The organism is Blastococcus sp. KM273129 (assembly GCF_021698995.1).
In the GTDB taxonomy this organism is placed as follows: domain Bacteria; phylum Actinomycetota; class Actinomycetes; order Mycobacteriales; family Geodermatophilaceae; genus Blastococcus.
In genome coordinates this window covers 40,580-58,392 of sequence record NZ_SSXB01000009.1, presented here as the reverse complement: position 1 = coordinate 58,392, position 17,813 = coordinate 40,580, and the positions used below count along the sequence as shown (strand labels likewise).

The window sequence follows — 17,813 nt, the reverse complement described above, 5'->3', positions numbered from 1 at the left end:
CGAGGAGCGGCGTCCGGGCTCCGTCCCCGGCTCGTGTTGACGGCCGGATGTGACCTACGTAACGTCCGGGCTCCGGCTTCCGGAAACTTTCGGAAGTCGCTCCGACGTCTCGAGGGAAGGCACAGCATGCGCTCTGTGAGGTTCGGTTCGCGGGTGGCAACCCGCTGCGCGGTCGGCGTGGCCCTGGTCCCGGTCGCGCTCTCCACCGCGGTCCTGCCCGCCTCGGCAGCACCGCAGGACCAGGCGGCCCCGTCGGCCCAGGCCCAGGAGGACCGGTCCTCCGGTCCGGCCATCCGCAACGGCCTGCGCACCGTCACCCCCGACGACCTGGTCATCGGGACCGCGGTGGCCGGCGGCGGGCACCACGAGGAGGCGGACTACCCCGACCCGTTCACCCGCGACCCCCGGTACCGCAAGGTCCTGGCCACGGAGTTCGACTCGGTGTCGCCCGAGAACCAGATGAAGTGGGAGTTCATCCACCCCGAGCCAGGGGTCTACAACTTCGGTCCCGCGGACGCGATCGTCGCGTTCGCCGAGCGGCACGGGCAGGAGGTCCGCGGGCACACCCTGCTCTGGCACAGCCAGCTGGCCGAGTGGGTGACCGAGGGCGACTACACCGACGAGGAGCTCCGAGCCATCCTCGAGGAGCACATCCGGACGGTGGTCGGCCGGTACAAGGGCCGCATCGACCAGTGGGACGTCGCCAACGAGATCTTCGCCGACACCTGGGACGACGGCGGCGTGCGGCTGCGGGACGGTTCGACCGGCGCGACGGCCAACGTCTTCATCGAACGCCTCGGCCCCGGCATCATCGCCGACGCGTTCCGCTGGGCGCACGAGGCGGACCCGGAGGCCAAGCTGTTCCTCAACGACTACGCCGTCGAGGACATCGGCCCGAAGAGCGACGCGTACTACGAGCTCGCGCAGCAGCTGCTCGCCGAGGGCGTCCCGCTGCACGGGTTCGCCTTCCAGGCCCACCTGGACCTGCAGTTCCCCTTCCCGGAGACCCTCGACGAGAACATGCAGCGCTTCGACGACCTGGGGCTGGAGACGGCGGTGACCGAGCTCGACGTCCGCTTCACCCTCCCCGAGGACGGGGTGCCCACCGCGGAGCAGCTCGCCGAGCAGGCCGACACCTACCAGGGTGTCCTCGAGGCATGCCTGTCGGTGGACGAGTGCAACTCGTTCACCATCTGGGGCTTCAACGACAAGTACTCGTGGGTGCCGAGCTTCTCGCCCGGCCAGGGTGCGGCGACGGTGATGTTCGAGGACTACGAGCGCAAGCCCGCGTACTGGGCCCTGCACGAGACGCTCGCGGAGGCGTCCGGCCGGTGATCCGCCCGGTCCGGCTCGCCGGACCCGCCTGAACGCCGGGCGGTCGCTCCTCCACCGGGAGCGGCCGCCCGGTCGGCGTCCGGGCGGCGCCGGCCCGGCCAGGTGATCATCTCCGTCCCCCTGGGTAGGGCCGGGGCCGACCCGAGAGGAGATCACGATGGCGAAGACGACGAAGAAGGGCGACGCCAAGCAGTCGGAGCTGCCGAGCACCCTGCAGCGGTCGCCGAAGAAGGCGCAGCGGACCTACACGAAGGCCTACGACTCGGCGGTCGACGAGTACGACGACGAGGAGCGCGCGGCGCGGACGGCGTGGGCCGCGGTGAAGCACTCGTTCGAGAAGGTCGGCGACCACTGGGAGAAGAAGGAGGGCGGCAAGAAGGGCCCCTCCGACGCGCAGGCCGCGGGCGGCCGGGGGACGGGTAAGCAGACCAAGGGCGGCGTGGACGCCAACGCCTCCAAGTCGCACCTGATGGACCTGGCCAAGAAGCTCGACGTCTCCGGCCGGTCGAAGATGAAGAAGAAGGAACTCGTCGACGCCATCCAGAAGGCGAACGACAAGAAGACGGCGAACTCCCGCAAGAAGTAGCGCCCCGTCGTGCCGCCCCCGCCCGCGGGTGGGGCGGCGCGACCTCAGCCGATGAGCAGGAAGCCGGTCTGCCGGCCGTCGAGGTACTCGACGCCGTCCCCGGTGAGCGCGATGCCCTCCTCCAGGCCCAGCCGGACGCACTGGCCGCCCCACTCGGGCACCGTCCGGCGCACCGCGAGCTCCAGGGCGTAGGCCGTGTCGAGGTGCACCGGGTGGTCGCCGGCGCCGGGCACGCCCTGCTGCTGGTCCCACTGACCGATCGCCGGGCCGGCGCCGTGCCCGTGGTAGCCGATCGGGTGGGAGTAGACGTCCCCGTCGAGGCCCTCGTCGGCCGCCGCGGCACGGGCGGCGGCGAGCACCTCGTTGCCGGTCCGCCCGGGCACGAGCGCGGCCGTGGTGAGGTCCTGCAGCCGGTTCGCCGCCGCCAGGGCGGCCCGCAGCCCGGCCGGTGCGTCGGTCTCGCCGGGGCGCAGGACGTAGGCGTTGCGCTGGGTGTCGGTGCGCAGGCCCAGGCAGCTCAGGCCGACGTCGCAGTGCAGGAGGTCGCCGGGGAGCACCTCCGCGTCCGCGGGGACGGCGGGCAGCAGCGTGCCGCCCTCCTCGGCCAGCGGCACCCCGGCCCGCTGCAGCAGCACCGAGGGCTGGAACCAGGGCTCCACGCCCAGGTCGTGCAGGCGCTGGCGGATCCACCACGCCACGTCGAGGGCGGTGGTCTCGCCGACCCGGACGACGGCGGGGGAGAACGCCTCCGCGATGACCTGGTGCGCCAGCAGGTTCATCCCGCGGAGCGCGTCGATCTCCTCCGGCAGTCGCGTCTCCAGCCAGCTCACCGCCAGCCGCTCGGCCGAGACCAGCCGCTCGGCGTACGGGCCCAGCGCCTCGGTGAGCAGCCGGTGCTCGGTGTGGGAGAGGCCGTCGGCGAGCGCGAAGTCCTCGGAGACGTCGATGCCGATGCGGCGCGGGTCGGCCTGCTCCACGAACCGGCGGACCTCCGCCCACTGGCCGCCCCCCGCGCCCTCGCCGGTGGTCCACGCGGGCAGGAACTGGCCCACCGGGTAGCGGGAGACCGCCGCGGGGGTGACGCCGTCGTCGCTGCGGTGCAGCAGCAGGATGGTGCGCCGACGGGCGGACAACCAGGACGCCGGCAGCAGCGTGGCCAGCACCGGGTCCTCGTTGTACTCGCGGCCGGCGACGATCCACAGGTCGATGCCCGCCCGGTCCATCAGGCCGGGGAGGACGTCGAGCAGCCGCTGGGTCAGCCACCGGTCGCGCACGTCGGCCTGCACGCGCAGCGGGGGCGGCACCGTGCGCGTCGGGCCGGGCGCGACGAGCGACATGCCCCCTAGCGAAGCAGAAACCCGCCGGATGCACCGGTCGAGCGGCCCGCCGCGGGCCCCGGCCTAGGAGCTGGTCTCCTCCGCGCGGGGGCTGCGGGCTCGCGGCACCCCGGCGGTGGCCACCCGGTCCCGGCCCTCCTGCTTGGCCCGGTACATCGCGCCGTCGGCCTCGTCGACCAGCCGCCAGAGCGCCGCGACGGGGTCCTCGCCGTCGGCCGGCCGGGTGACGGCGAGGCCGATCGAGGCGGTGACCCCGTGCCCGCCGGCGCCCTGCCCCCGGGCCACGGCCGCCCGCAGCCGCTCGGCCAGCAGGCCGGCCTCCGCGGCGTCGCTCACCGAACCCAGGACCACCAGCTCCTCCCCCCCGATGCGGGCGAGCACGTCGGCCGGGCGGACGGCGGCGGTGAGGGACGCCGCCACGGCGTTGAGGACGGCGTCGCCGACGGCGTGCCCGAACTCGTCGTTGAGCCGCTTGAAGTGGTCGAGGTCCAGGACCATCGCGCACACGCGGGTGCCGTCGCGCCGCGCCTGCCGCCAGAGGCGGTCGGCCTGCTCGACGAGGTAGCGGCGGTTGTGCAGGCCGGTGAGCGGGTCCAGCCGGGTCAGCGTCTCGGTCTCGGCCAGCAGGCGCTGCACGCGGCGGCGCAGCAGGTAGACCGAGGTGGCCGCGCCGTTGAGCGTGCAGGCGCTGACCCCGGCCTGGACGCCGAGGGCGGCCGCGCTGTCGTAGCTGGGCCACAGCGCCGCCACGCACACCACGGTGGTCACGGCCATGTGCAGGGTGAGCGCCCGCGGCCGCAGGAACCAGCCGGCCGCGAGGGCGGGGAACAGCAGCATGAGCGGGGTGGCGTAGCGCAGCGGGTCCTCGATGCAGAGCACGACGACGAGGTAGACCAGGTCGCCCAGCAGGACCAGGGCGAGGGTGTGCCCGTGGCCGAGCCGGCCGCGCGCGACGAGCGAGGCGGCGATGGCGAGCAGGAGCAGCATCGTGCCGGCGTAGGACCACCGCGCAGGGCCCTCGCGCAGCACGCCGTCCACGACGAGGTTGACCGAGCCCATGAGGGCGCCGGTGGCCAGCAGCACCGCGATGGTCAGGGCGGCGAGGCGGTGCTCGTGGCCGGACGGGTCGAGGGGCTCCGGAGAGGGAGTGGCCAGGTCAGGGGCGCGCTCGTCCGGGCCGGTCACCGGTGCAGGATGCCGTACGGACCGGTGTTCCGGCACCCCCTGTTCCTGCCCCGTCACCGACAGGTGCCCGTCCGGGTGACCGAGGGGATCGCGTCCGCCGCCCCGCCGCCGTCCGAGCGGGTCCGCGCGACCGGTGGAAGGCTGGTGGGGTCCGACGAGCGAAGGAGGTCGTGCATGAGCACGGGGCCCTGGTTCTACTGCCTCAAGCACCGCACCGTCGAGCCGCGCGACGGGTGCGCCGAGCGGCACCGGCTCGGCCCGTACGAGACCCGCGAGGAGGCGGAGAACGCACTCGCCTCCGTCGCCGAGCGCAACGAGCAGCTCGACGAGGAGGACCGCGCCTGGGAGGAGCGCTGACCTCCGGTCCCGGGGCCAGGCATGATCGGTGCCAGCCGCCGGGTCGTCCGGCGCCGCGGAAGGGGTGGACGTGACGGACGGTCGCGCGGTCGAGGAACTGGTCGTGGGTGTGCTGGGCGGCACCGGGCCGCAGGGGCGGGGGCTGGCCGTACGGCTGGCCGCCCAGGGGCAGCGGGTGCTGCTCGGCTCCCGCGACGCCGAGCGCGCGGCCGAGGTGGCCGCCGAGGTCGCCGAGCGCGCCGCGACGGTGGCCGGCGGCGGCGAGGTGTCGGTGACCGGTGGCTCGAACGTCGACGTCGCGGGCGCGGCGGACCTGGTCATCGTCGCCGTCCCCTTCGCCGGGCACGCCGCGACGCTCGCCGAGCTCGCCACCCCGCTGGCCGGGAAGATCGTCGTCGACTGCGTCGTGCCCATGGGCTTCGACGAGCTCGGCGCCTACGTGCTCGACGTCGAGGAGGGCAGCGCCGCCCAGCAGGCGGCCGCGCTGCTGCCCGACTCGCACGTGGTCGGTGCCTTCCACCACCTGTCGGCCAAGCTGCTCGAGGACCTCTCCCGGCCCACCATCGACGGCGACGTCATGGTGGTCGGTGACGACCGGGCGTCGATGGACACCGTGCAGGCGCTGGCCGGCCGGCTGCCGGGGATGCGCGGCATCTACGCCGGCCGGCTCCGCAACGCCCGCCAGGTCGAGGCGCTGACGATCAACCTGGTGTCGGTCAACCGCCGGTACAAGGTCCACGCGGGTGTCCGGATCACCGACGTCTGAAAGGACCCCGTCCTCCTCACCCTGCGCAGGCTCGGGGTGAGCCCCTCGACGGGGCCACCGTGCTCTCTCGACGACGTCGGCACCCCGTTTCGCGGGCGGCCGCCGCGGCGGGTCGTCTCGCTGGTGCCGTCGCTGACGGAGGCGATCGCCACGACCGACGCCGGGCTGCTGGCGGGGGCGACCGACTGGTGCACCCACCCCGCCGGGCTCGACGTCCCGCGGGTGGGCGGCACCAGGTGGCCCGACGTCGGGCGGGTGCTGGACCTGGCGCCCGACCTCGTGGTCGCCAACGCCGAGGAGAACCGGGACGAGGACCTCGCCGCGCTCCGGGCCGCCGGGGTGCCGGTGTGGGTGACCGCACCGGCCACCGTCGACCAGGCGCTGGACTCGCTCGGCCGGCTCTGCGCGGTGCTCGGCCACGCGGACCCGGCCTGGCTGGCGGAGGCGCGGGCGGCCTGGACCGCGCCGGCCCGGCTGCCGGAGGTCGCAGCCGTGGTCCCGATCTGGCGCCGTCCCTGGATGGTGCTGGGCCGCGACACCTTCGCCGGTGACGTGCTGGCCCGGCTCGGCGTCCGCAACCTCTACGCGGGGCACGCCGACCGCTACCCGAAGCTGGGCCGGGACGAGCCCGCGACGGTGCCGGCGGAGCTCGTCGTCCTCCCCGACGAGCCCTACGCCTTCACGCCCGAAGACGGCCCCGAGGCGTGGCCGCAGGCGCGGCCGGCGTTCGTGAGCGGCCGGCACCTCACCTGGTACGGGCCCTCGCTCGCCGAGGCGCCCCGGGTGCTGCTGGCCCAGCTCGCCGGCTGACCGGCCACGCGCTCGAATGCCGCCCGGGTGGCACAGTGGGGGAGTGCTGCTCGCGAACGCGGTGGCGCTCGTGCACGCCGCCGCCGTCCTGTTCATGCTGGTCGGTGCCCTGCTCGCCCTCCGGTGGCCCCGGCTGGTGCTGCTGCACGCCCCCGTCGCCCTGGTGATCCTCGGCGTCAACCTGGCCGGCGCCGACTGCCCGCTCACCGACCTCGAGCTGTGGCTGCGCGAGCGCGCGGGTGCACCGGGCTACGAGGGCGGCTTCCTGGGCCGCTACCTGTTCGACCCGCTGGGGCTGGAGGTCGACGCGGCCGGCACGCAGCTGGGCATCTACGCCACCGCGATCGGCCTCAACGCCGTCGGCTACGGGCTGCTCGCGGCCCGCGCACCCGGCTCCGGGGGTGCTCCTCGTGCCCGGGGGCCGCTGCAGGACCCGGAGAGCGCGAGTCCGGCCCCCGCAGCGAGCTGGAGCGGGCCTACTCGAACGAGTGCTCCGGCCCCGGGAAGGTCCCGCCCCTGACCTCGTCGGCGTACTCCCGGGCCGCGCGGAGCAGCTCACCGCGCAGGTCCGCGTACTTCTTGACGAACTTGGGCACCCGGCCGCCGTTGAGCCCGGCCATGTCCGGCCACACGAGCACCTGGGCGTCGCAGTCCACGCCCGCCCCGATGCCGATGGTCGGGATGGTGAGCTCCTCGGTCACCTGCCGGGCGACCGTGGCCGGGACCATCTCCAGGACGACGGCGAACGCGCCGGCCTCCTGGACGGCGTGCGCGTCGGCCAGCAGCTGCTCGGCCCCGGCACCCCGGCCCTGCACCCGGTACCCGCCGAGGGCGTGCTCGCTCTGCGGCGTGAAGCCGATGTGCGCCATCACCGGGATGCCGGCGTCGTGCAGCAGATCGATCTGCGGTGCCACCCGCTCCCCGCCCTCGAGCTTGACCGCCTGGGCCCCGCCCTCCTTCATCATGCGGACGGCGGTGCCGAACGCCTGCTGCGGGCCGGACTCGTAGCTGCCGAAGGGCAGGTCGGCGACGATCAGCGCCCGCTTGGTGGAGCGGGTCACCGCCTTGGTCATCAGCAGGATGTCGTCGACCGTCACCGGCACGGTGCTCGTGTGGCCGAGGACCACGTTGCCCGAGGAGTCGCCGACCAGCATCACCGGGATGCCGGCCTCCTCGAAGACGGCGGCGCTGAAGGTGTCGTAGGCGGTGAGCATCGCCCACTTCTCGCCGCGCTCCTTGGCCTGCTGCAGGTGGTGGATGCGCACCCGCGCCGTCGACTGGCCGCCGTACAGGACCGACTCGGTCACGCCTGTGCTCCTTCGCGGACGGTGGGCAGGGTCTCGCGCCACCGGTTGGTGATGGGCAGCCGCCGGTCGCGGCCGAACGCCTTGAGGCTGATCTTGGTGCCGGGCGCCGACTGGCGGCGCTTGAACTCGGCGGCGTCCACCAACCGGAGGACGCGGGCCACCACGTCGGGGTCGTGCCCCCGCTCGAGCAGCTGCGCCAGGCCCAGGTCGCGGTCGACGTAGTCGGCGATCACCGCGTCCAGCTCCTCGTAGGAGGGCAGCGAGTCGCTGTCCACCTGGCCCGGCGCCAGCTCGGCCGACGGTGGCTTGTCGATGGAGTTCCGCGGGATGGGCTCGGTCTCCCCGCGCCCGGCGGCGTACGCGTTGCGCCAGCGGGCCAGCTCCCACACCAGCGTCTTGGGCACGTCCTTGATCGGGGCGAAGCCCCCGGCGGAGTCGCCGTAGAGGGTCGAGTAGCCGACGGCGACCTCGCTCTTGTTGCCCGTCGTCAGCAGCAGGTGCCCGTGCTGGTTGGACAGCGCCATGAGGAGCGTGCCGCGCACCCGCGCCTGCAGGTTCTCCGCGGCGACCCCGGAGAGCTCCACCGAGGCCTCGAACGCGTCCACCACCGGGGCGATCGGCACCACCGAGTAGTGCAGGCCGGTGCGGCGGGCGAGGTCCTCGGCGTCGGCCAGCGAGTGCTCGCTGGACCACTTCGACGGCAGCCCGACGCCGTGCACCCGGCCGGCGCCCAGGGCGTCGACGGCCAGCGCCGCGCAGACCGCCGAGTCGATGCCGCCGGAGAGCCCCAGCACCACCGAGGGCATGCCGTTCTTGTCGATGAAGTCGCGCAGGCCCAGCACGAGCGCCCGCCAGACCTCCTCGCACTCACCGAGCGGCTCGGCGACGCCGGCCGGCCGGGGCTCGTAGGCGGGCACCGGCTCCTCGCCCAGCACGTGGCGGGTGACGGTCATCGGGCCGATCCGGCCGGCACGCCGCTCGGGGACCCGTGCCCGGTCGATCGACAGGTCCACGGTGAGCAGGTGCTCGACGAACTGGGGCGCCCGGGCGAGCAGCTCGCCGGTGGGGGAGACGGCCATCGAGTCACCGTCGAACACCAGCTCGTCCTGGCCGCCGACCTGGTTGCAGTACAGGACCGCCGCCCGCGCCTCGGCGGCGCGGCGGCGCACCAGCGGCAGCCGCAGGTCGTCCTTCGCGCGCTCGTAGGGGGAGGCGTTGGGGGAGACGACGAGGTCGACGCCGGCCTGGCCGGCGACCCCGCACGGCCCGCCCTCGACCCAGAGGTCCTCGCAGATCGTCAGCGCGACGTCGACCCCGTGCAGCCGGACCACCGGCAGCTCGGTGCCGGGCACGAAGTAGCGCGCCTCGTCGAAGACGCCGTAGTTGGGCAGGTGCCGCTTGTAGTAGCGGACGACGACCTCGCCGCCGTGCAGCAGGGCCGCGGCGTTGCGGGGGGCGCCCCGGCGGGGGTTGGCGTCGCTGGGCCGGTCGTCGTCGGTGGGCGGCTCGTCGACCGGGGCCGGCCCGCTGCCCTCGGTGTGCGCCAGGTACCCGACGACGACGGCGAGCTCGCCCAGACCCTCGGCCGCCAGCCGGCCGGCGAGCTCGACCAGCGCGCGCTCGCTGGCCCGGGCGAAGGACTCCCGGAGCACCAGGTCCTCCGGCGGGTAGCCGGTCAGCGTCATCTCGGGGAAGACGACGAGGTGGGCGCCCGCCTGCGCCGCCTCCGCCGCCCGGCGGACGACCAGGTCGCCGTTGCCCGCCAGGTCACCGACCCGCGTGTCGACCTGGGCCAGGGACACCCGCACCTGCACCGGCTGCTGATCGCTCACGGGCCCATCCTGGTCCCGGACCTGCTCCGGGTGCGAGGCGGGGCCGGTGGTCACGGCCGCCAGAACGCCACCACCTTGGTGCGCAGGTCGGCACCCAGCCGCCGGTAGAAGCGCTGGGCGGCGACGTTGTCCTCGCGGACCTCCCAGCGCACGGCGAGCCCCTCGCGGGCCGCCAGGGCGCCGAGCTCGGTCATGAGCAGCCGGCCCACCCCGGCGTCCCGGTACCCGGCCCGCACGAACAGGTCGTCCAGGCCGAGGATGTCGCGGCCCAGCCACAGGTGCAGCCGGCGGCCGGCGGACACGTACCCGGCCGGCTCGCCGTCCCGCTCGGCCAGCAGGACGACGACGTCGGGCCGGGCCAGCATCGTCGTCCACGTCCCGAGGCCGCCGGCGACGGCGTCCGGGGGGCCCTCGTGCGCGGCGATCTCCCGCACCATCGCCAGGACGGCGGCGGCGTCGCCGGGACCGGCGCGGCGCACCTCCACGTGGCTGGCGGTCGTGCGCAGCGGGTTCTGCGGAGGCGTTGCCGCAGCAGGGTGGTCGGCCATGGCTGGAGCATGCCGGTCCGTCGAGCGACACCCGTCAGCGGCTCGAGGCGCTCCGCAGGCCGCGCCGGCCCGGCTCCGCGTCGCACCCCTCCGGCCCGATGACCACGACCGGGCCGGCGACCCCGGCCAGCACCCTCCGCCCCACCGACCGGACGGCCCCGGTCGGCCGGCGCCGGCCCGGGATCCCCAGGACGACGAGCGCCGCACCGCCGGAGGCCGCGACGAGCGCGGAGGCGGCGTCGCCGCAGCGGAGCTCCGCCGTGACCGGCACGTCGAGGAGCTCCTGCCGCCACGAGGCGAGCGTCCGGTCCACCAGCCGCGCGGCGCCGGCCTCGGTGACGGCACGCGGTGCGCACACCCCCTCGAGGTCCGCGGGGGTGTCGGGGCTCCACGCGTGCACGACGGTCAGGGGCAGGCCCCGTCCCCGGGCCGCCCGGACGGCGAAGCCGAGAGCGGGGCCGGAGGACGGTGCGCCGTCGATGCCGACGACGACGCGGGGTCTCGACCGCTGGTCGGTGGCGCGCGGGAGGGCGCGTACCACCGTGACCGGGCACGCGCCCGAGGACGCCAGACGCAGCGGGGCGCGCCCGGACCCGAGGCGGGTGAGCCCGGTCGCAGCGGGGGCGCCCAGCACCAGCAGGGCTGCCGTGCGGCTCTCGCGCAGCAGTGCGGGGAGCGCCGACCCGCTGAACCGGCAGCTCTCCACCGCGAGGTCCCGGTCGACCGCGCGGGCCCGCGACGCCGCGGCGCCCAGCTCCCCGGCCGTGGCGCCCTCCGGGCTCACCAGCCGCAGGGGCAGCCCACGGATCGAGGCCTCGGCGGCGGCCCAGTCGACGGCGTCGTCGGAGGCGGCGGTGACCCGGACGACGACCGGCGCGGAACCGTGGCGGGCACCGGGCTGCCTGCGCACGAGGGCCTCCTCGCCGACGCCGGGCGGGAGCCGCCCGGGACGTCGCCGAACGTATCGCAGCACGATAGAAGTGCACCAGGGCCGCGCTCGCGGTGTCGTGGTGTGATGACGCCGTGACGGGGCTCGGGGAGGACGGCGGTCCGGTGCCCCTGAGCAAGGCCGACTTCGAGGCCCTGGCCCGGTTCCGGTTCGGCATCCGGCGCTACCTGCGGTTCAGCGAGGAGGTCGTCCGCCGGCACGGCCTGACGCCGCAGCAGTACCAGCTGCTCCTGGCGCTGAAGGGTTTCCCGGCACGGGACTGGGCCACGGTGCGCGAGCTGGCCGAGCGGCTGCAGCTCCGCCACCACAGCGTGGTGGAGCTGGTCGACCGCGCCCAGAAGCAGGACCTCGTCGGGCGGACCGCGCACCCCGACGACGCGCGCGCGGTGCGGGTGGTGCTCACCGCGGCGGGGGAGGAGGTCCTCGGCCGGCTGGCCGCCCTGCACCGGGCCGAGCTGAGCCGGATGGCAGCCGTCCTGAGCCCGCCGGACTGGCACCCGCCCGGCTGATCGGGCGCGGGCGGCGCGACACGCGCCGTCCGGGGCGCGGGACGGTGCGCGGATCGCCCGGACGGGGCAGGCTTGCGCCGACGTCACATCCACGAAACGAGCGGACTGGATCATGGCCGGCATGGACCGACAGCAGGAGTTCGTCCTGCGGACCCTGGAAGAGCGAGACATCCGCTTCGTGCGGCTCTGGTTCACCGACGTCTCCGGCTACCTCAAGGCCGTCGCGGTGGCCCCGGCGGAGATCGAGGCGGCCTTCGCCGAGGGCATCGGGTTCGACGGCTCGGCGATCGAGGGCTTCGCCCGGGTCTACGAGTCCGACATGCTGGCCAAGCCCGACCCGGGCACCTTCCAGGTGATGCCGGCGCGCGAGGGCCGCGCCAGCGACACCGCACGGATGTTCTGCGACATCACGCTGCCCGACGGCTCGCCGTCGTGGGCCGACCCGCGCCACGTGCTGCGCCGGGCCCTGGCCAAGGCCGGCGACATGGGGTTCACCTTCTACACCCACCCCGAGATCGAGTTCTTCCTGCTCAAGGACCTGCCGACCGACGGCACCCCGCCCGAGCCGGCCGACAGCGGCGGCTACTTCGACCTGTCCACGCACAACGTGGCGCACGACTTCCGGCGCGAGGCGGTCTTCGCCCTGGAGGCGATGGGCATCTCGGTGGAGTTCAGCCACCACGAGGTCGCCCCGGGGCAGCAGGAGATCGACCTGCGCTACGCCGACGCCCTCTCCATGGCCGACAACATCATGACCCTGCGGCACGTCGTCCGGGAGGTGGCGCTGGCCCAGGGCGTGCACGCGACGTTCATGCCCAAGCCGTTCACCGAGCTGGCGGGCTCGGCGATGCACACCCACCTGTCGCTGTTCGAGGGCGACCGCAACGCCTTCCACGACCCGGCCGACCCGATGCGGCTGTCGACCACCGGCAGGCAGTTCATCGCCGGCCTGCTGACCCACGCCCGGGAGGTCACCGCGATCACCAACCAGACGGTGAACTCCTACCGGCGGCTGCTGGCCGGCACCGAGGCGCCGACCGCGGCCACCTGGGGCCGGGCCAACCGCTCGGCGCTGGTCCGCCTGCCCAGCTACAAGCCGAGCAAGGCGCAGTCGGCCCGGGTCGAGGTGCGCTCGCCGGACTCGGCGTGCAACCCCTACCTCACCTTCGCGGTGCTGCTGGCCGCCGGGCTGCGCGGCATCGAGAAGGGCTACGAGCTGCCGCCGGAGGCCGAGGACGACGTCTGGTCGCTCACCGACACCGAGCGGCGGGCGGCCGGGTACGAGGACCTGCCGGTCAGCCTCGGTGAGGCGCTCACCGCGATGCAGGGCAGCGAGCTGGTGGCCGAGACGCTCGGGGAGCACGTCTTCGAGTTCTTCCTCCGCAACAAGTGGGAGGAGTTCAACTCCTACCGCCAGAACGTGACCCCGTTCGAGCTGCGCCGCTACCTCCCCGGCCTGTGAGGCGGGGGCGGGGGCGGCCGTTAGCCTCGATCGCGTGACCGCCGGCCGCCTGCTCGTCGTCGTCCCCAGCGAGACCGATCCGCCGGCGCGGCTGGGGGAGTGGCTGCGCGCCGCGGGGCTGGAGCTCGACGAGCGCCGGTTGGGCCTGGGCGCCGAGCTGCCCGCCGCGCTGGACGGCTACGACGGGCTGCTGGTGCTGGGCGGGCCGCAGTCCTCGATGGACGACGCGGCGACCAGCCCCGAGCTCGTGGGCGTCCGGGAGCTGCTCCGGCAGGCGCTCGCCGCGGACCTGCCCACGCTCGCCGTCTGCCTGGGCGCCCAGCTGCTGGCCCAGGTCGGCGGTGGCCGCACCCGGGTCGGCGCGGCGGGGCCGGAGGTCGGCGCGACGCTGGTGGCCAAGCGCGACGCCGCCGACGCGGACCCGGTGTTCCGCCCGCTGCCGCTGTCCCCGGACGTCATCCAGTGGCACCACGACGAGATCTCCGAGCTGCCGGCCGGCGCGACCCTGCTGGCCGGCAACCCGCACTACCCGCACCAGGCCTACCGGGTGGGGACCGCCGTCTACGGGCTGCAGTTCCACATCGAGACGACGCCGGAGATGGTGCGGGCCTGGGCCGCCAGCGACCCCGTCGGCGTGGCGGCCAGCCCGCTCGACGTCGAGACGCTGTGCGCCCGGGCCGCCGCCGCCCACGACGACCTGGACGAGGTCTGGCGCCCGTTCGCCGGGCGGTTCGCCGATCTGGTCCGGTCCCGGGCGCAGGTGCGCGCGTGAGCGTGCCGCAGGCGGAGGTCCCGCGGCGGGCGGTGGTCCGCCTCGTCCGGTTCGGCTTCGAGGACGGCGAACGCGCCGCCCGGCTGCTGTCGGACCCGTCGCTGGGGCTCTGGGACCTCGACCGCAACGAGCCCGCCGACCCCGAGGCGGGGCCGGTCGTCGCCGCCCTGGCCCGGGCGGGCGACCCCGACCTGGCGGTCCGTTCGCTGCACCGGCTGGTCGAGGCGCTGGACGCCGAGGACGACTCCGGTGGCGCGGCCGCCACGCTGCTGGCCCGGCTGCGGGGCTCGGGCCACCTGCGCGCCCGCCTGCTCGCCGTCCTCGGCGCCAGTTCGGGGCTGGCCGACCACCTGGCCGCCTACCCGCTGGACTGGGAGGTGCTCGACGACAGCAACGGGCCGAGCCGGCCCACGCCGCACGCGCTGGAGCAGCAGATGCTGGCCGCGGTCGGCGCCGACCCCGACGACCCGCCCTGGGGCGTCCGGCTGGGCTCGGCCGCGCCCGACGCCGGGCCCTCGCGGATCGCGGCCCTGCGGCACGCCTACCGCCGGGCGATCCTGTCGCTGGCAGGGCGCGACCTGGCCGACGGCGTGCCCGCCGACGAGGCGGCGGCCGAGCTCGCCGACATCGCCGCCGCCGTGCTCGCCGCCGGTCTCGCGCTCGCCGTCGCCGAGCAGCCGGCGGACACGGCGGCCTGCCGGCTGGCGGTCATCGCGCTGGGCAAGACCGGCGGCCGGGAGCTCAACTACGTCAGCGACGTCGACGTCGTCTTCGTGGCCGAGCCGGTCGAACCCGGGGAGGCCGAGGCGGCCGCGCTCGCCGGCGCGACCCGCGTCGCCGCGTCGCTCATGCGCATCTGCCGGGAGGCGGCGTGGGAGGTGGACGCGGCGCTGCGCCCCGAGGGCAAGGCCGGCTCCCTGGTGCGGACGGTCGCGGGGCACGCCGCCTACTACGAGCAGTGGGCCGACACCTGGGAGTTCCAGGCGCTGCTGAAGATGCGCCCGGTCGCCGGCGACCCGCACCTCGGGCGCGGCTACGTCGACGCGCTCTGGCCGCTGGTGTGGAAGGCCGGTGACCGGCCCGGCTTCGTCGGCGAGGTGCAGGCGATGCGCCGCCGGGTGGAGGCGAACATCCCCCCGGCCCAGGCCGAGCGGGAGCTCAAGCTCGGCCGCGGGGGCCTGCGCGACGTCGAGTTCGCCGTCCAGCTGCTGCAGCTGGTGCACGGCCGGGCCGACCCGACGCTGCGGGTCGGCGGCACGCTGCCGGCGCTGCTGGCGCTGTCGGCCGGCGGCTACGTCGGCCGGGAGGACGCCGCCACGCTGGTCGCCTCCTACCGCTTCCTGCGCACCGTCGAGCACCGGCTGCAGCTGCTGCGGCTGCGGCGCACCCACCTGCTGCCCACCGACGAGCAGCAGCTGCGCTGGCTGGCCCGCTCGCTGGGGTACAAGCCCGACCACCGGGGCGACGCCGTCGACGTGCTGCGGGCCGAGCTCGCGCTGCACACCCGCGAGGTGCGGCGGCTGCACGAGAAGCTCTTCTACCGGCCGCTGCTCTCCGCCGTCGCCCGCGTGCCCGGGGAGCACCTGCACCTGGGGTCGAAGGCGGCCGGCGACTGGCTGCGGGTCCTCGGCTTCGCCGACCCCGAGGGTGCGCTGCGGCACCTGGCGGCGCTCACCGGCGGGGTGTCGCGCTCGGCGTCGATGCAGAAGTACCTGCTGCCGGTGCTGCTGCAGACCTTCGCCTCCTGCCCCGACCCCGATGCCGGGCTGCTGGCCTACCGGCAGGTGAGCGAGGCGCTCGGCGGGAACCAGTGGTACCTCCGCCTGCTGCGCGACGAGGGCCAGGTCCCCGAGCGCCTGGCCCAGCTGCTGGGCTCCAGCCAGTACGTCGCCTCGCTGCTCACCCGCACACCCGAGGCGCTGCGCCTGCTCGCCGACGACGCCGAGCTGGAGCCGCGGTCGGCGGAGACCCTGGCCAAGGCGTGGCGGCAGGCGGCCGGCCGGGCGCCCGACCCGCAGGCGGGCGTGCGGGTCATCCGGGGGCTGCGCCGACAGGAGCTGCTGCGGATCGCCGCCGCGGACCTGCTCGGCCGCCTCGACGTGCACCGCGTGGGCCGGGCGCTCACCGACGTCGCGGCCGCCACGCTGCAGGCCGGGCTCGACGCCGCCCTGCGGGCGCACGCGCAGGAGACCCGGGTCGCCGTCGAGGACCTGCCCGTGGACCTCGCGGTCATCGGCATGGGGCGCCTCGGGGGCGGCGAGCTCGGGTACGGCTCGGACGCCGACGTCCTGTTCGTCCACCGGCCCCGCCCCGGTGCGGACGAGGCGAAGGCCTCCGCGGCGGCGAACGCCGTCGCCCACACGCTGCGGCGGCTGCTCGCCGAACCGGCCCCGGACCCGGCGTTCGAGGTCGACGCCGACCTGCGGCCCGAGGGCCGCCAGGGCGCCCTGGTGCGCAGCCTCCCCGCCTTCCGCGAGTACTACCAGCGGTGGGTGTCGGTGTGGGAGGTGCAGGCGCTGCTGCGCGCCGTCCCGGTCGCCGGCGACGAGGCGCTGGGAGCGGAGTTCGTGGCCCTGGTCGACCCGGTGCGCTACCCGGCCGACGGGCTCTCCGCGGAGCAGGTCGCCGAGATCCGGCGGATCAAGGCCCGCGTGGAGCGCGAGCGGCTGCCGCGCGGCGCCGACCCCGCCACCCACACCAAGCTGGGTCGCGGCGGGCTCGCCGACGTGGAGTGGACCGCCCAGCTGCTCCAGCTCCAGCACGCCGCCCGCGTGCCCGCGCTGCGCGTGCCCTCGACGGTGGGCGCGCTGACCGCGCTCGCCGAGGAGGGGCTGCTCCCGGAGGACCAGGCCGAGGCACTCACCGCGGCGTGGGAGCTGGCCACCCGGGCGCGCAACGCGGTCTTCCTCGTCCGTGGCCGCCCCAGCGACCAGCTGCCCCGGCCCGGCCTGGAGCTGGGCGGGGTCGCCCGCGCCTGCGGCTACGGGCCGGACGACGAACCCGGCCGCTTCCTCGACGACTACCGCCGCACCACCCGGCACGCGCGCACGGTGGTGGAGCAGGTCTTCTACGGCCAGCCCGCCCCGGGCTGAACGGCGCGGCCGGGTGACCGAAGGACCCTGGCCGGCGGCGACGCCGCGGCGCAGGCTCCTGGTGTCCGCACCGGTGCCGCCGGGGGCCGGGTGCGGCCGGGCCAGGAGGTTCCCGTGTCCCCCGTCCTCGTCCGCTCGCTCGTCGCGGAGTTCCTCGGCACCGCGCTGCTCGTCCTCGTCGCGGTCGGTACCGCGGTCGTCGGCCTGGAGAGCGTCGGCCCCGTGGGCGTGGCGCTGGCCTTCGGCTTCACGCTGCTGGTGCTCGCCTACGCCATCGGGCCGGTGTCGGGCTGCCACGTCAACCCGGCGGTGACCCTCGCGGTGCTGCTGTCACGCGGCATGACCGCGGTCGAAGCGGCGCTCTACTGGGTCGCCCAGTTCGCCGGTGGCATCACCGGCGCCGCCGTCCTGTGGCTGCTGACCAGCGACTTCGGCGGGGTGACCGACCAGACCGGGGCCCTCGGGGCCAACGACTGGGGTGCCGCGATCAGCGGTGAGGGTGCCTTCCTGCTCGAGCTCCTGCTCACCTTCGTGCTGGTGGTGGTCGTGCTCCTCGTGACCGGGACCGCCGCCGCGCCGGGATTCGCCGGGCTGGCCATCGGGCTCACCCTCGCGGCCGTGCACCTGATCGGGATCCCGCTCACGGGGACGTCGGTGAACCCCGCCCGCTCGCTGGGGCCCGCGCTCCTCGCCGGCGGTGAGCCGCTGGCCGGCGTCTGGCTGTTCGTGCTGGCCCCCGTGGTCGGGGCCGTCCTGGCGGTCCCGGTCGCCCGGCTCCTCGCCCGGCCGGCGCCGGCCGCGGAACCGCTCGGCGCACCGGTGGACGAGACGGGCGCCGAGCTGCCCGGCGCAGACCCCGGGGCGGCGCCGGGTGGGGACGGCCCGCTGCCCATCAGCCGGACCTCGGCGACCGGTGCCGGCCAGCCGGGTGATCGCCGTCCGACGAGCTGACCGGCCCGGAGCGCT

At 75.5% G+C, this 17,813-nt stretch carries 17 protein-coding genes; 11 read left to right on the top strand and 6 right to left on the bottom strand.

Features of this window, described 5'->3' with window-relative positions; genetic code table 11:
* Positions 1–135 precede the first annotated feature (135 nt).
* Both E9565_RS04360 and E9565_RS04355 read left to right on the top strand, forming a co-directional pair.
* Positions 136–1,335: an endo-1,4-beta-xylanase gene (locus E9565_RS04360; protein ID WP_236834165.1), complete on the top strand. Its 1,200-nt coding sequence runs from the start codon at positions 136–138 to the stop codon at positions 1,333–1,335.
* Positions 1,336–1,492: 157 nt separating this feature from the next.
* Positions 1,493–1,921, top strand: a complete 429-nt coding sequence (locus E9565_RS04355) for a ChaB family protein (protein ID WP_236825652.1) — start codon at positions 1,493–1,495, stop codon at positions 1,919–1,921.
* A 44-nt stretch (positions 1,922–1,965) separates the two neighbouring features.
* Here the strand turns inward: E9565_RS04355 and E9565_RS04350 are convergent, their stop codons facing one another.
* Complete coding sequence (locus tag E9565_RS04350) at positions 1,966–3,258, bottom strand: M24 family metallopeptidase (protein ID WP_236825653.1); 1,293 nt, start codon at positions 3,256–3,258, stop codon at positions 1,966–1,968.
* A gap of 63 nt (positions 3,259–3,321) precedes the next feature.
* Positions 3,322–4,443 carry a diguanylate cyclase gene (locus E9565_RS04345; RefSeq protein WP_236834164.1) on the bottom strand — a complete coding sequence of 374 codons (1,122 nt, stop codon included), beginning with the start codon at positions 4,441–4,443 and terminating at the stop codon, positions 3,322–3,324.
* A 174-nt stretch (positions 4,444–4,617) separates the two neighbouring features.
* Here E9565_RS04345 and E9565_RS04340 point away from each other — a divergent pair, with 174 nt between their 5' ends.
* From E9565_RS04340 to E9565_RS04325, 4 genes are all read left to right on the top strand, one after another.
* Complete coding sequence (locus tag E9565_RS04340; protein ID WP_236825655.1) at positions 4,618–4,800, top strand: hypothetical protein; 183 nt, start codon at positions 4,618–4,620, stop codon at positions 4,798–4,800.
* 70 nt (positions 4,801–4,870) lie between these two features.
* Positions 4,871–5,566 carry an NADPH-dependent F420 reductase gene (gene npdG / locus E9565_RS04335; protein ID WP_236825656.1) on the top strand — a complete coding sequence of 232 codons (696 nt, stop codon included), beginning with the start codon at positions 4,871–4,873 and terminating at the stop codon, positions 5,564–5,566.
* A 36-nt stretch (positions 5,567–5,602) separates the two neighbouring features.
* The gene (locus E9565_RS04330) at positions 5,603–6,376 is read left to right on the top strand and encodes a helical backbone metal receptor (RefSeq protein WP_308196088.1); all 774 of its coding nucleotides are present in this window, start codon (positions 5,603–5,605) and stop codon (positions 6,374–6,376) included.
* Positions 6,377–6,419: 43 nt separating this feature from the next.
* Positions 6,420–6,896 (top strand): DUF2784 domain-containing protein, encoded by a 477-nt coding sequence (locus tag E9565_RS04325; RefSeq protein WP_236834162.1) that lies wholly within the window; start codon positions 6,420–6,422, stop codon positions 6,894–6,896.
* Here E9565_RS04325 and panB read toward each other — a convergent pair.
* From panB to E9565_RS23110, 4 genes are read right to left on the bottom strand one after another with little or no spacing between them, the layout of a single operon-like run.
* Positions 6,853–7,683, bottom strand: a complete 831-nt coding sequence (gene panB, locus E9565_RS04320) for a 3-methyl-2-oxobutanoate hydroxymethyltransferase (RefSeq protein ID WP_374201719.1) — start codon at positions 7,681–7,683, stop codon at positions 6,853–6,855. The two genes, E9565_RS04325 and panB, sit on opposite strands and share 44 nt — an antisense overlap.
* On the bottom strand, positions 7,680–9,515 hold the full coding sequence (locus E9565_RS04315; protein ID WP_236825659.1) for an NAD+ synthase: 1,836 nt from the start codon (positions 9,513–9,515) through the stop codon (positions 7,680–7,682). The genes panB and E9565_RS04315 overlap by 4 nt, the downstream gene beginning before the upstream one ends.
* Before the next feature lie 50 nt (positions 9,516–9,565).
* A complete protein-coding gene (locus E9565_RS04310; RefSeq protein WP_236834161.1) occupies positions 9,566–10,063 on the bottom strand; it encodes a GNAT family N-acetyltransferase in 498 nt (165 codons plus the stop codon).
* Between the two features lie 34 nt (positions 10,064–10,097).
* On the bottom strand, positions 10,098–10,973 hold the full coding sequence (locus E9565_RS23110) for a universal stress protein (protein ID WP_236825661.1): 876 nt from the start codon (positions 10,971–10,973) through the stop codon (positions 10,098–10,100).
* A gap of 143 nt (positions 10,974–11,116) precedes the next feature.
* On the opposite strand from E9565_RS23110, the gene E9565_RS04300 reads away from it, so the two are divergent.
* The 5 genes from E9565_RS04300 (at position 11,117) to E9565_RS04280 (ending at position 17,798) form a co-directional block, all read left to right on the top strand.
* On the top strand, positions 11,117–11,521 hold the full coding sequence (locus E9565_RS04300; RefSeq protein ID WP_236834160.1) for a MarR family winged helix-turn-helix transcriptional regulator: 405 nt from the start codon (positions 11,117–11,119) through the stop codon (positions 11,519–11,521).
* Between the two features lie 121 nt (positions 11,522–11,642).
* A complete protein-coding gene (locus E9565_RS04295) occupies positions 11,643–12,983 on the top strand; it encodes a glutamine synthetase family protein (RefSeq protein ID WP_236825663.1) in 1,341 nt (446 codons plus the stop codon).
* Positions 12,984–13,017: 34 nt separating this feature from the next.
* Positions 13,018–13,755, top strand: a complete 738-nt coding sequence (locus tag E9565_RS04290; protein WP_236825664.1) for a type 1 glutamine amidotransferase — start codon at positions 13,018–13,020, stop codon at positions 13,753–13,755.
* A complete protein-coding gene (locus E9565_RS04285; protein WP_236834159.1) occupies positions 13,752–16,847 on the top strand; it encodes a bifunctional [glutamine synthetase] adenylyltransferase/[glutamine synthetase]-adenylyl-L-tyrosine phosphorylase in 3,096 nt (1,031 codons plus the stop codon). Before E9565_RS04290 ends, E9565_RS04285 begins: the two co-directional genes overlap by 4 nt.
* 114 nt (positions 16,848–16,961) lie before the next feature.
* Positions 16,962–17,798, top strand: a complete 837-nt coding sequence (locus E9565_RS04280; RefSeq protein ID WP_236825666.1) for an MIP/aquaporin family protein — start codon at positions 16,962–16,964, stop codon at positions 17,796–17,798.
* Positions 17,799–17,813 lie beyond the last annotated feature (15 nt).